Origin of the sequence: Pantoea pleuroti (genome assembly GCF_014156615.1) — a bacterium.
Lineage (GTDB): Bacteria > Pseudomonadota > Gammaproteobacteria > Enterobacterales > Enterobacteriaceae > Pantoea > Pantoea agglomerans.
In genome coordinates, this window is the sequence record NZ_SBFD01000010.1 from 1 (window position 1) to 12,496 (window position 12,496).

Genomic DNA, 12,496 nt, shown 5'->3' on the forward strand with positions numbered 1-12,496 from the left:
TGCCAGTTAACTGGCCGTCTTGCTGCAAGCCTGACGGTCCGCTCTTCGCTCATAGCGGACATTATCCGATGTCAGACTGATCTATGCCAGGAGCGGACGTTGTTGAGTTCACAGAGCATGAATTCATGAAAACAGGAACGTCATATTTTGTCTTGATTAACGCGGGATGAAAGCTCCTCATGGCTCTCTTTTCGTTCACTGTAGCGATCGGCAAGGTAACCGGTCTGTCCCTTGAGTATGAGGGTGATTTTAAACAACTCTTCGGCGACATCGACGATACGATCATACCAGGACGAGGGTTTCATTCTCCCGTCCTCATCAAATTCCTGCCATGCTTTGGCCACGGAAGACTGGTTGGGGATCGTAAACATCCGCATCCAGCGTCCCAGAATTCGCATCTGGTTCACGGCGTTGAAAGATTGCGAACCGCCGCATACCTGCATGACCGCCAGAGTTTTTCCCTGGGATGGGCGAACGGCCCCTTCGCTTAAGGGAATCCAGTCGATTTGTGCCTTCATCACGGCACTCATTGCCCCATGCCGCTCCGGGGAACTCCACACCATCCCGTCACACCACCTGACCAACCCGCGCAACTCGGTGACTTTTGGGTGCGTATCCGGGGCGTCGTCCGGCAGGGGTAAACCTGAAGGGTTAAACAGTCTGACTTCCGCTCCCATCGCCTCCAGCAGGCGACCTGCTTCCTCTGCTATAAAACGACTGTAAGAACGCTCTCTTACCGAGCCATACAGAATCAGAATGCGTGGCGGCTCATGGAGCTGCAGACGTTCAGCAATATGCAGATCGAAGCAATCAGCGTTCAGGGCAGGAAAGTGCTCCATTTTTTCTCCTTCGGGTGGCTCTGGTGATTTCAAAATAAACACATATGATTTAACATATATGTATTCTAAAGGGAATGGAGTAATAAATGCTACAGCCTGTTCAGCTTTTTAAGATCCTGTCGGATGAAACCCGGCTCGCAATTGTCATGCTTCTCCGGGAATCGGGCGAACTGTGCGTATGCGATATATGTGCGGCTACCACTGAATCACAGCCTAAAATTTCCCGTCACATGGCTATCCTGCGTGAGGCTGAACTGGTACTGGACCGTCGGGAAGGAAAATGGATTCACTACCGTCTCTCACCCCACATGCCCGCATGGGCCGGCGAGACGATAACGACGGCATGGCACTGCCTGCGCGATGATGTGCGTGAACGACTGGAAAAATCCGCATGTACTTCTTGCTGACAAGCTTAATCACATACACATAGGCATATATAAAGGAGTCTGAACATGTTTCTGGCAGGAAGTATCTTTATACTCACGCTGGTCCTGGTCATCTGGCAGCCCAGAGGCCTCAGCATTGGCTGGAGCGCAAGTATCGGAGCCGTGCTGGCGCTGGGAACGGGAGTCATCCACTTTGAAGATATCCCTGTCGTCTGGAATATCGTCTGGAATGCAACAGCGGCGTTCATTGCGGTAATCGTCATCAGCCTGCTGCTCGATGAGTCTGGTTTCTTTGAATGGGCCGCACTGCATGTTTCCCGCTGGGGTAACGGGCGCGGTCGCCTGTTGTTTACGTGGATTGTACTGCTTGGCGCTGCTGTTGCTGCGCTGTTTGCTAACGACGGTGCAGCACTGATACTGACACCGATTGTGATTGCGATGCTGCTCGCTCTGGGGTTCAGCCAGGGAACGACACTGGCATTTGTCATGGCTGCAGGATTCATCGCTGATACCGCCAGCCTGCCGCTGATTGTCTCTAACCTGGTAAATATTGTCTCGGCGGATTTCTTTGGCCTGGGCTTTACGCAGTACGCCTCCGTGATGGTTCCTGTGAATCTGGCAGCCATTGCTGCCACGCTGGTCATGCTGCATCTCTTCTTCCGCCGCGATATCCCTGCCAGATATGACGTCTCACTGCTGAAGATTCCTGGCAGTGCGATTAAGGATCCTGCGACGTTCAGGGCTGGCTGGATTGTTCTGCTGTTCCTGCTGGTCGGTTTCTTTGTTCTTGAGCCGCTGGGGATCCCTGTCAGCGCTATAGCAGCAGTTGGCGCAGCGGTGCTGTTCGTGGTGGCAAAGAGGGGCCAGGCCATTAATACCGGGAAAGTGCTTCGTGGTGCGCCCTGGCAGATCGTGATTTTCTCGCTGGGTATGTATCTGGTCGTCTATGGCCTGCGTAATGCCGGACTCACTGAGTATCTTTCTGCCGTACTCAATATGCTGGCAGACAACGGTTTATGGGCTGCCACGTTCGGCACCGGCTTCCTGACTGCCTTCATGTCGTCGGTGATGAACAATATGCCGACGGTGCTGATTGGTGCGCTGTCCATTGACGGGAGTACTGCGACTGGCGTCGTCAGAGAAGCAATGATTTACGCCAATGTGATTGGCTGCGATTTAGGTCCCAAAATTACCCCAATCGGGAGTCTGGCAACCCTGCTGTGGCTGCATGTACTGGCACAGAAAAACATGAGCATTACCTGGGGATATTACTTCCGGACAGGCATAATTATGACCCTGCCGGTGCTGTTCGTCACTCTGGCCGCGCTGGTATGGCGGCTCTCTGTCACTTTGTAATGAGATACTGATATGAGCAACATTACTATCTATCACAACCCGGCCTGTGGTACTTCACGTAACACGCTGGAGATGATCCGTAACAGCGGCACCGAACCAACAATTATTTATTATCTCGATACGCCACCGACACGAGAAGAGCTTACCAGGCTGATTTCAGAAATGGGGATTTCTGTACGTACATTGTTGCGTAAGAACGTTGAGCCTTATGAGGAGTTGGGTCTGGATGAAGATAAATTTTCTGATGCGCAATTGACCGATTTTATGCTTCAGCACCCGATCCTGATTAACAGGCCAGTAGTAGTGTCGCCGTTAGGGACACGACTTTGCCGTCCCTCAGAAATTGTGCTGGATATTCTCCCTGAAGGTCAGAAAGGTTCATTCACCAAAGAGGATGGGGAAAAGGTGACTGATGAGGCAGGGAGACGGTTTAAGTAACCTGGCGAGTTCACATTAGCGGACACCGGGCGTCCGCTTCTCGCTTATAGCGGCCCTTCCAGAGCGTAGAGCTGCTGCGTGCAAAAGCGGAACTCGATGAGAGATGAAGAAGGTCAACTATCACGTTGCTTTTCTAACCGGATGAAAGTGCCATCCAGATTTGCTTTATTACCCCAGCCGAGTTGCATGTAAAATTTTGCCGCACGGCTGTTTTCTTCGGTTTCCAGCCAGGCAATTTCGTGATGTCTGAATAACTCCTGTTCCGCAAGCATAGTGAGTCTGCGACCTATCGTAAAAATATTTCCTCAAATGTGTATTATGAGGTGCTGCACCGCGGAGTCTTTAAAAAAGATATTTTCTTTGGCTATTGGTAAAAACGCTTTCTTAAATTATTTAGTTTAAATTTTGAGACATATTAATGCCGGTAATATGAAAGCCATTCTTCTGATACAGTGCTTTGGCTGAGGCATTATTCGGAGCTACCCTAAGTCCGACTTCATCGATGTTCATTATTTTTAGCAATCTTTTCATTTCGCATAAGGCCAGACCACCGAATCCACGGCCGCGCCAGTCAGGATAAATGTAGAAATCACTTATCCAGGCTGATGACCCGGTGATCGACAGCCAGAGGATGCCAATAACTTCCTCTGGTTCATCAGGCTGTTGGATACACCATAGCTGATTAGCCGGGGTCACAACGCCCTTTGTTAACACTGTATCAATAGATTCTATGGCTTTGATTCGTGCTTTTTCGGAGAGATATCCCCGATTGTTTTGCAGATCCTGCGAATATTCATGGATGAAAAGAGAACGATAATTTTTGAATTCTTCTTCATTCATATTCCTGAGAGTAATCACACTATCTTCCTGATGAGGTAGTTATGTGTTGAAGATATCACCTGGAAACTGTTTTTCAAGCTTCTCTGTTAAGGAATATTTTCTCTGCACGTATGAATCACCACTGAGAATGGTGATATTCCAGAATAGTGAGTAAAACGGCACTTACTGATTATTGCTAAGCTCCGCTTTTTGCCGTAGCGCCTGTTAACCAGCTTCAGAAGTTAACCAGCCCCTTTGCCATCACACTCAGTCAGCAGGCCCGGAACGCTGCGCGGTCCGGGGATCTTACGCTGTGTGATTGAGGTGTCCTGACATCTTAAAATGTCTCTGAAATTATATGCTTTGCGTTCCTTCAGCTGATGACGAGACTCTGACCCGGAATGCAATAACCAGCGCGGCAGTAAGCATGATACAGGCTGCAGTAATGAATACCCCCGTCACCCCATTGAGGCCATATATCAGGCCACCTATGGCTGCACCCGCGGCAATGGAGGATTGAACGGCGGCGACCACCATACCCCCTGCGCTCTCGGCCTCATCGGGAAGCGTCCGGGCGACCCAACCTGACCACGCCACCGGTATGCCACCAAATGCCAGCCCCCACAGCATGACCAGCGCAGTAAGCCCGGCGATTGATAACGGCAGAGTGATCATACCCAGTGCCGCTACTCCCACCAGAGCAGGCATAATAATCAGCGTAAAACGCAGGCTGCGTTCCATCAGCCACCCTGCCGACAGTGTCCCAATGAAGTTAGCAACGCCAAACACCAGAAGTATTAACGCCAGCCCTTTTGCGTCTATGTGTGCCAGCCCTTCCAGCGCCGGCCGTATATAGGTAAACAGCGCATACTGGCCGGTGTGTGCGAGCACGCACCCCAGCATGCCCACGCTCACGCCCGGCCTCTGGAGCAGAGAAAATACGGATGCCGTCCTGGTCCTGACTACCGGCGGCATTCCGGGCAGCGTCAGCCACTGAAAAATGAAAGAGAGTGCGCCAACCGCAGCAGCGGCAATAAACGCGCTACGCCAGCCAGACATCTCGCCCAGATAACTTCCCAGCGGTACGGCAACAACAGTACCTACCGCGATTCCACTGAAAATGATCGACAGCGCCCGCGGTACCAGCCTCTCCGGCACAAGCCTCATCGCAACCGCCGCTGCCATACTCCAGAATCCACCCAGCGCAATACCCAGCAGGATGCGCATTGCCAGCAGCATGACAATACCTGAAGAGAGCGCCACGAGCAGATTTGAGAAGATCATAAGGGCAGTAAAGCTCAACAACACGACGCGCCGGTCCAGCGCACGCGTTAATCGCGGTATCAGTAATCCGGCAAATAACGCAATCACCGCCGTCACTGTTACGGCCTGTCCTGCAAGAGACTCTGACACCCCCAAATCCCGTGCAATAGGCGTTAATAAGCTGGCAGGCAGGTACTCTGCGGTGAGCAGGCCAAAAACACCCATGGTTAACGAAAAAACCGCAAGCCAGGCTGGCTGGATTTTCTCATCTCTTTGCACTCTTTCTTTGTGAACCCTGATAGAAGTTTCATCCGTCATTTTAAGTCTCCTGGAAAGTCGTTTCAGGAGAAGAAGTCTATTCAGGCGGAGCTGGATGATCTATGCTCTGAACCCCTCACTTTTTTACCCAAAACCCGAATATGCCTATGACTTCATCCTTCGCTCTGTCATCAGAACTCATCAGCGAGCTACTTTCCGGCCTGCGGCTATACGGAGTGCGATATCAGCGTATCCAGACGGGTGATACGTTTGGCCTGAACTTCGCAAGCAGGCCTGGTCATGCTTATCTGCACTACGTCGCTGTGGGGGAGATGGTGCTTCATAGTGCAAACGGCGAAGTTCTTACGCTTTCAGCCGGAGAGGCTGTATTTCTTCCCCACGGCGAACGGCATCAGCTTTTGTCGGCAACAGCCGCCGACGTGCTGGATATCGACAATATTGAAACGGCACCACTGGATGAAAAAGTGAGTGGGATTGATACCTGCCCGAGTACCCAGGAAACGCCAGGCGCTGTGCTGTTTTTTGGTTGCATGAAAATTGATCTGGGAAGCATGCAGCGGCTGGCGGATGTGCTGCCTGAAATTATGCATGCCGATGCAAAGGGGATTCAGTGGCCGGGACTCATGCATATCTTTGATGCGATGAAGCGTGAGATATGCTCAGGACGCGTGGGCTATGCAGGTATTCTCGCCAGGCTTGCCGATGTTGCTGGAGCGATGTTTATCAGAGGATGGGTGGAAGACGGTTGCGGCAATAGCCCTGGCCTGGCTGCAGCACTGCGCGATCCACGTCTGGCTCAGGCCATCCTGGCGATTCATCGTGAACCGGGCCGGGACTGGAGCGTGGCAGAACTCGCCGCCGAATCGCATATATCCCGCTCCGCATTCGCCGAAAGGTTTCAGACCACTATCGGCGTCCCACCGCTACGGTATGCAACGGAGGTAAAGATGCATCTCGCTGTCCGCTGGCTGTCGTCAGAAAACATCACCGTCGACACCGCATCGCAACGGTTAGGATACTCCTCTCAGGCTGCTTTCAGCCGGGCTTTTAAGCGTGTAACGGGCAAGTCTCCAGGCGCGGTACGTTTGCTTAGCTAATGGAGTTTTATCCCTAGCGGGGATAGCAGTAATCGCAACGTAGCCTGACTTCCTTTGTGCTCCAGCAAAGGCAGCATCAAATAAATAAATCACATTAAAAACAGTGTCCGTTTCTGGCATATAGCGGTCATCAGCCCGATGACAGTTTACTTTGTGACAGGAGCAGACGTCAGTTCCAATTAATATAGTCAGCGCAATGCCTTTGAGAAACAGATAGCTTCTGTCCTGCCTATATATAGGCCGTAATTCTCAATAGGGACATAACCATTTTTCATGTAGAAATTTACAGCACGATAGTTGATGTGGCGGGTTTCCAGCCTAACCTCGATATATCCCATCTCTTTTGCTGATTTTTCAAGAAAAGTGAGTAAAGCACCACCAATCCCTGACTCACTTCGGTCTGAAAACATTCTTTTAAGCTCGGCTATATTTTGGGTAAATGGCCGTATAGCACCGCATCCCACAGCTTTGCCTTGAGAATTCTTTGCTAATGCCCATAAAGCTTTGTCATCACCCATTGCTTGGGTGGTGAAATTGCTTTTGCCGTTATCACCAGTAATAGCGGCAAGTTCTGCTGATAGCATTTCGATTAAACGATGGGATTCTGAAGAGAATGGATCTGATTTTTCTACTTTTATCATGGTTATACCCTGCAGGATGAGTGTGACCAACATAAAGCATCCTGCTAAGAAAAGCATCAGCTCAAAACGGGTAAAGGGATATCACTTATTCAAACCATCCCTGGGGTCATGGCTGCTCCTCACTCATAGCGGACATAAATCTGAACTTAGTCTGGCCCGCCTCATTGCTGTTGCCAGAAATTAATACAAAGGTAATACAGCTTGAACGTTAAACTGGAAGGCATACGGACATGATAGCAGTTTAAATTGCTCATCGGCCGAATAGGTGACAGCAATTTGTCGAAGCATTTTAATCATAACATGGCTGCAAAGATATGAGGTTCACAATCAAGATAATATAGTAAACAGGGACTTTTAAAACACAATTAATTTAAAAGCCATCCTATACTAATGCTTAAAGCATCAGCTGAAAAAATATTAGTTTTTTTTTGCAGTTTCTCATTTTATAAAAGAAGCCGGAATGCGCATTTTCGATGATAAAACGATCATCGTAATTTGGACGTCTTACGAAGGTTATTCCGTTAACAGTAGCCTGCTGTTTAATACCACCCATGACACTTTCAAGCGCTGGGGATGCTACCTCATTACCCAGCATTTTCACTTTGTAGTTACTTCCATTGTCTTCAACGACAGCAGCTTTTGGCAAAAGCTGCGTCTCTGTATGAGAGCTGGTTATCCGGACATCACACAAATATGTCCCCAAGCCTAAACCTTCAGCTGCGGAACATAAACCGGAAAAACACACAGCAATCATACAATAAACAAATTTATTCATATCTGTCTTCCAGGACTTTGGATCGTTAAAAAATCGTTATCGGCAAAATATTTTGTGACTTGAGGAATTGGTGATGTCATACGTGTATAGAGCTGATTTATGGATATTAATTTTTGTTGTGGGTAAGGTTGGATGAGCCGGGTGCTATGTTGGATGCAATGGTAACAGTCAGTCATTAAGAACGGAACGTCCGCTCCTTGCTCATAGCGGACACTCACCGCCTGTATCTTCTTTTTATGTTGCGATCCTTAATATCCTGGCCTGATACGAACGGCTTTCAGCTCTAATGCAACATAACATCTGTGACCAGCATGCCGCGATTCAACCCGTTCCCCTGCAGAAGAGGCCGGGGTTATGTCACAGGAGTCGGCAGAGGCCGGGCGGGAAATGGATCGTTGGTGGTGCCGGATAAACTGCCATCACTCAGGCTGACACTATGCGATGTCTTTTAAGGAAGATCGGGATTTACTGGTGCCGGTAAAAACGACTGATATGACTTCACCGGCTTTGCAGTTCAGGCCTTGCGGCACGGTGTCTCAGCATTGCCTTGCTGTCTGCTTAGTCTGTGTTTATGAGGTCGCCGGGGTAATCCATCTCCGGCAAACCACGTTAACGGCATAGGGATAACTATTTAGCTCCACTCATCCCGGGAGAACCATCATGTCCTCCCTCATTCCCGCCACTACCACCCTGCCCGCCGACGCCGCCAGGACCCGCATCGGCTCCGTTTGTGCCGCCATTTTCGCCATCTCCGCCATTTGAATTGGAGCCTGTGTCAGCATTACCGCCGTTACCTCCGTTCATACAGCCTGTACCGGGCACGCCGTCTTTACCCTTTTCTCCATCAGGCGAACTGCCGTTCCCATCCTGTCCGTTCTGGCTCTCACAGGCAGACAGCTGAGTAGTGTCCTGCGGGTGTGTCTGACTGAATACCGGTAGGGAAAGGAGCAGCCCTGCAGATAGTGGAAAAAAATCAGCGTGTTGTGTAGCTTTGACATAGAAGTTTCATCCTTTAATTAATGGCCGCCCTGGCCTCAGGGGCGGTCATCTCGCGTTACCGCAGGCCGCCGCTATGTCTATGTGGGGTTTATGACGCCAGCCGATAGTGCGACTGCACCAGACCCGAAGGGAAGCTGCGGCTTGATAGCAGTGTCAAATCGATATCCTGATGCAGGGAGCCGAACAGGGATTTTCCCGAACCAAGCAGGACAGGAACGGTAGTGATAACGATATCGGCGACTAGTCCTTCACGCAGGAACGACTGTATCACCTGCCCGCCATCGATATAGATGCGATGTGCGTTCTGTGCTGCCAGGTCATTAATCACCTCCTTTGGAGTACGGCGGGTGAACTGCACTTTGCCTTTTAATGCCTCGGGCACCGGGGTATCGGCTAGCTGTCGGGAAAGCACTAGCACGGGCTGATCATAAGGCCACACATCAAAGGTCAGCACCTTCTCATAGCTCCCCCGGCCCATAACAATCCAATCTTTATCCGCGATGAATGCGGCATAGCCATGATCTTCTGTCGGATCCGCGCGCTGCAACAGCCAGTCTATATCGCCATCCTGTCGGGCGATGTAACCATCAAGACTAACTGCGATAAAAACGTGTGTGGTGATCATCAGGTGCTCCGTATTCAGGCTGCATATTTCAGGCTGAGTTTAGTGATACTGACGATATAGCCCTTAAAAGGGCATTTACCCTTTCATCCTTACCGGGAATGCCCCTATGAGTAGTCAGGAGTAGTTATGCGCTTACCATTGATACAGACCGCCTGTTTCGACGGTGTGCTGTTATGCGGCGGAGCGGGCTAAAGCCGCCCCTGTAAACGCCTGTCGTCAGACGTATCCCATCATTTTCAGCAGCGACTGAACCTGATTCATCGCTTCGCTGCGGTGGGTGACGCCCAGCTTCTGATAGAGATTGCGGATATGAGTTTTGATGGTGGTGGAGGCCACCGCCAGCTCACCGGCGATTTGATCGTTGCTGTAGCCCGAATAGATCAATCCCAGCACCTGCCATTCACGCTGCGTCAGGGGACTGGTTCGGATCAGCTCCGGCACGTCAGGGTGGTTAAGCAAACGGCTGACAAAGCCTTCATCGAAATGAGCGAATTTGTGACGGTGATATTTGTTGATCTCCAGCAGGATGCGCCGGGCGCGGTGGCTGTCCAGCTCATTCAGGGTATTCAGCTGAATCAATTGCCGTAGCTGCTGCGCCATCATCTCGCCTTCAATCACGAAATGGCTGATAAAACCGGTGCTGCGCGCCAGTTTCAGCGCCTCTATCAGGACACGCTGCGCCTCCGCTTTGCGGTCGGTCTGCCAGTAGATCTGATTCAGCAGCAGCAGATTACGGTTTAAATCGCTCATCAGGCGCAGGGCACGGGCATTCTCATTCAGCTCCTCCAGCACCACTTCCGCCTGGCTGACATCACCCAGCAGGATCTGCGCGCGGGCGATGTTCCGCCATTGTCCCTGCAGAAAATGGTTATTGGCAAAGGCAGGTTTAGGCGTCTGCCGCATCCAGTCGCGGGCGTTCTGGCTGTCGCCGGTCAACTGCCAGTAAATCACCCGGACTTTGTCGGCATTGGCTATCCAGTCGCTGTGCCAGTTGCCATTGTTCAGCAGGTTTTCCAGCCGGTTCAGGTAGCTGCGAGCGTTATCCAGATTGCCGCGTGCCAGTGAGCACTGCACCAGCAATCCCAGACACTGAATCTGCTGCTGCGGCTGGAAACCGTTCAGTACTTTGATGCCTTCCCGGGCCGCCTGCTCCGCTTCTTCCAGTCGTCCCCAGGCCCACAGCAACTGAGCGCGAATGCGCAGCAGAAACTCGTGCAGCGGGAACTGCGCCAGGTGCTGTTCGTCGACCAGCACAAAGGCGCGGCTCTGGATCTCATACGCTGCCTGCAAAAAACCCTGAGCAAACAGAATCTCGCTCTGCTGAATCAGGCTCCAGAGGGCGTAGTGCCAGACTTCATCGCGCCGCGCCATCTGTTCGGTCTGCCGCATCAGTTTGAGCGAATCATCCAGCTCGCCTTTGCAGTGCATCACTTCACCATGCACGGAGGTTGCCACAATGCGGCTGTAGTGACGGCTCGCTGGCAGAGTGTCAAGCGCCACTTTCGCCAGCCGCTCCGCTTCATCGGTATTGCCATCGTTAATCGCCACCTGGGCGCGCAACGCATTAAATTCACCACGCAGTGCTGCATCGATCTCGCAGCGGCTGGCCTGTTCAAAACGCGCCAGCAGACTGTCGACTTCGGAGAAGCGATGCTGACTCTGCATCAGCCACGCCTGCAGCAGCACCAGCATTGGATTTTCCAGCATCATCTCCCACGGCAGTGCTTTCAGGGAGTTCTCCAGCAGCGGCAGCTCGCTCTGATTAAACAGCGTCCAGGCGTGCTTCAGCAGCACGTCCCGCAGCATAGTGGCGTCGCCAGAGGCGAGCGCATGATGAATCGCCTCGCCTGGAAAGCCCTGCGCCATCCAGCTCTCTGCCGCAGCCCGATGCAGCGCGGGCAGCTCCGCCGCCAGTTCCCACTGACAGCGCTGACGCAGGAAGTTACCAAACAGCGGATGGTAGCTGAACCAGCAGCCGGAATCGTCCATGCGCTGCAGAAACAGACCCTGACGCTCAATCTCTTCCAGCCGCATCTGGCCGTTCTCTTCGCGGGTGACGCAGGCGATCAGCTCATCGTTCATTGAACGCAGCAGCGCGGTTTTCAGTAAGAAATGGCGGGTAGGCAGATCGACATTATCCAGGACTTCTTCAACCAGATAATCGGAGAGGTGGCTGGCATTAATGCCGGAGAGACGCCGTGCGGAATGCTGAGCCGAACTGGCACCCTGTCGCGCCGACAGTACGATCAGTTGCAGCGCAGTAGCCCAGCCCGCTACATCATCACAGAGTCGGCTGCTCTCTTCACTTTCCAGCGGGGCCGCCAGTCGGCAGTCAAAAAACTGTCGCGCCTCCTGGTGGGTAAAAGCCAGCTGCTGGCTGCCCAGCTCAATCAGTTGCTCACGCACCCGAAGGTTGGCGATACCGAGCTGCGGCAGATTACGTGACATCAGAATCAGCGTCAGATTTTCAGGCTGATGGCGCAGGAAAAAGCGCATCGCGTCGTGGATCACCGGATTGGTAATCAGATGGTAGTCATCAACGATCAGCCATAGCGGCTGCTGCCACTCCACCAGCTCGATAAAGAGCTGAGAAAACAGCGCATTGAGATTCACATACTGCCGCTTCTGCGCCAGCAGTTCACTGCGCGGACAGCCACCGTGGGTGGCCTGTTGCAGTGCAGCGATCAGGTAATCGGCAAAGCGTTCCGGCTGATTATCGCCCTCATCTAAAGAAACCCAGCCCAGATCGCTTTTCCCTGCCGCCCACTGCGACACCAGTGTGGTTTTACCGTAGCCCGCCGGACTGGTGACCAGCACCAGCCGATAGTTACCGGCAGCGGTGAGTTTTTGCAGCAATCTCTCCCGAATCACAGTGCCTTCAAGACGCACCGGGCGGCTGAGTTTAGCGGGTATTAACATGGGCGCGCGTTTCTCCATTTGTCGAGCGCATCATTATTTTACGCTTCGTAATTATTCCTT

General features: G+C 51.9%; 12 protein-coding genes. 4 read left to right on the forward strand and 8 right to left on the reverse strand.

All coding sequences use genetic code 11. The features are described 5' to 3' along the window. Window positions 1-140: 140 nt before the first annotated feature. Complete coding sequence (arsH, locus tag EPG66_RS18850; protein ID WP_182687764.1) at window positions 141-839, reverse strand: arsenical resistance protein ArsH; 699 nt, start codon at window positions 837-839, stop codon at window positions 141-143. Between the two features lie 86 nt (window positions 840-925). Between arsH and EPG66_RS18855 the strand changes: the two genes are divergently transcribed. Genes EPG66_RS18855 through arsC form a run of 3 tightly spaced genes read left to right on the forward strand, consistent with a single transcriptional unit; the run spans window position 926 to window position 3,019 of the window. Further along, window positions 926-1,246, forward strand: coding sequence for a transcriptional regulator (locus EPG66_RS18855; RefSeq protein WP_022624488.1), 321 nt, complete (start codon window positions 926-928; stop codon window positions 1,244-1,246). Window positions 1,247-1,291: 45 nt separating this feature from the next. Beyond that, entirely contained in the window at window positions 1,292-2,581 is a 1,290-nt protein-coding gene (locus EPG66_RS18860; protein ID WP_115758187.1) for an arsenic transporter, read from the forward strand. Window positions 2,582-2,593: 12 nt separating this feature from the next. Then, complete coding sequence (arsC, locus tag EPG66_RS18865; protein WP_115758188.1) at window positions 2,594-3,019, forward strand: glutaredoxin-dependent arsenate reductase; 426 nt, start codon at window positions 2,594-2,596, stop codon at window positions 3,017-3,019. Between the two features lie 113 nt (window positions 3,020-3,132). Here arsC and EPG66_RS18870 read toward each other — a convergent pair whose 3' ends face one another. From EPG66_RS18870 to EPG66_RS18880, 3 genes are all read right to left on the reverse strand, one after another. Beyond that, window positions 3,133-3,291 carry a hypothetical protein gene (locus EPG66_RS18870; protein ID WP_223265966.1) on the reverse strand — a complete coding sequence of 53 codons (159 nt, stop codon included), beginning with the start codon at window positions 3,289-3,291 and terminating at the stop codon, window positions 3,133-3,135. Window positions 3,292-3,412: 121 nt separating this feature from the next. Continuing rightward, window positions 3,413-3,859, reverse strand: a complete 447-nt coding sequence (locus tag EPG66_RS18875) for a GNAT family N-acetyltransferase (RefSeq protein ID WP_220495243.1) — start codon at window positions 3,857-3,859, stop codon at window positions 3,413-3,415. A gap of 333 nt (window positions 3,860-4,192) precedes the next feature. Continuing rightward, window positions 4,193-5,419, reverse strand: coding sequence for an MFS transporter (locus EPG66_RS18880; RefSeq protein WP_083069553.1), 1,227 nt, complete (start codon window positions 5,417-5,419; stop codon window positions 4,193-4,195). A 107-nt stretch (window positions 5,420-5,526) separates the two neighbouring features. Here EPG66_RS18880 and EPG66_RS18885 point away from each other — a divergent pair, with 107 nt between their 5' ends. Further along, window positions 5,527-6,477 carry an AraC family transcriptional regulator gene (locus EPG66_RS18885; RefSeq protein WP_182687767.1) on the forward strand — a complete coding sequence of 317 codons (951 nt, stop codon included), beginning with the start codon at window positions 5,527-5,529 and terminating at the stop codon, window positions 6,475-6,477. Window positions 6,478-6,665: 188 nt separating this feature from the next. On the opposite strand, the gene EPG66_RS18890 is transcribed toward EPG66_RS18885, so the two are convergent. The 4 genes from EPG66_RS18890 to malT form a co-directional block, all read right to left on the reverse strand. After that, the gene (locus EPG66_RS18890) at window positions 6,666-7,151 is read right to left on the reverse strand and encodes a GNAT family N-acetyltransferase (protein WP_033768522.1); all 486 of its coding nucleotides are present in this window, start codon (window positions 7,149-7,151) and stop codon (window positions 6,666-6,668) included. Window positions 7,152-7,512: 361 nt separating this feature from the next. Further along, the gene (locus EPG66_RS18895; protein ID WP_182687769.1) at window positions 7,513-7,893 is read right to left on the reverse strand and encodes a hypothetical protein; all 381 of its coding nucleotides are present in this window, start codon (window positions 7,891-7,893) and stop codon (window positions 7,513-7,515) included. Between the two features lie 1,087 nt (window positions 7,894-8,980). Continuing rightward, on the reverse strand, window positions 8,981-9,517 hold the full coding sequence (locus EPG66_RS18900) for a dihydrofolate reductase family protein (protein ID WP_182687771.1): 537 nt from the start codon (window positions 9,515-9,517) through the stop codon (window positions 8,981-8,983). Window positions 9,518-9,733: 216 nt separating this feature from the next. Next, a complete protein-coding gene (gene malT, locus EPG66_RS18905) occupies window positions 9,734-12,436 on the reverse strand; it encodes an HTH-type transcriptional regulator MalT (protein ID WP_033760251.1) in 2,703 nt (900 codons plus the stop codon). Window positions 12,437-12,496 lie beyond the last annotated feature (60 nt).

Bases quoted from the DNA above. Each gene is read 5' to 3' on its own strand.
- arsH (WP_182687764.1), bottom strand. From the start codon at position 839: ATGGAGCACTTTCCTGCCCTGAACGCTGATTGCTTCGATCTGCATATT.
- EPG66_RS18855 (WP_022624488.1), top strand. From the start codon at position 926: ATGCTACAGCCTGTTCAGCTTTTTAAGATCCTGTCGGATGAAACCCGG.
- EPG66_RS18860 (WP_115758187.1), top strand. From the start codon at position 1,292: ATGTTTCTGGCAGGAAGTATCTTTATACTCACGCTGGTCCTGGTCATC.
- arsC (WP_115758188.1), top strand. From the start codon at position 2,594: ATGAGCAACATTACTATCTATCACAACCCGGCCTGTGGTACTTCACGT.
- EPG66_RS18870 (WP_223265966.1), bottom strand. From the start codon at position 3,291: ATGCTTGCGGAACAGGAGTTATTCAGACATCACGAAATTGCCTGGCTG.
- EPG66_RS18875 (WP_220495243.1), bottom strand. From the start codon at position 3,859: ATGAATGAAGAAGAATTCAAAAATTATCGTTCTCTTTTCATCCATGAA.
- EPG66_RS18880 (WP_083069553.1), bottom strand. From the start codon at position 5,419: ATGACGGATGAAACTTCTATCAGGGTTCACAAAGAAAGAGTGCAAAGA.
- EPG66_RS18885 (WP_182687767.1), top strand. From the start codon at position 5,527: ATGACTTCATCCTTCGCTCTGTCATCAGAACTCATCAGCGAGCTACTT.
- EPG66_RS18890 (WP_033768522.1), bottom strand. From the start codon at position 7,151: ATGTTGGTCACACTCATCCTGCAGGGTATAACCATGATAAAAGTAGAA.
- EPG66_RS18895 (WP_182687769.1), bottom strand. From the start codon at position 7,893: ATGAATAAATTTGTTTATTGTATGATTGCTGTGTGTTTTTCCGGTTTA.
- EPG66_RS18900 (WP_182687771.1), bottom strand. From the start codon at position 9,517: ATGATCACCACACACGTTTTTATCGCAGTTAGTCTTGATGGTTACATC.
- malT (WP_033760251.1), bottom strand. From the start codon at position 12,436: ATGTTAATACCCGCTAAACTCAGCCGCCCGGTGCGTCTTGAAGGCACT.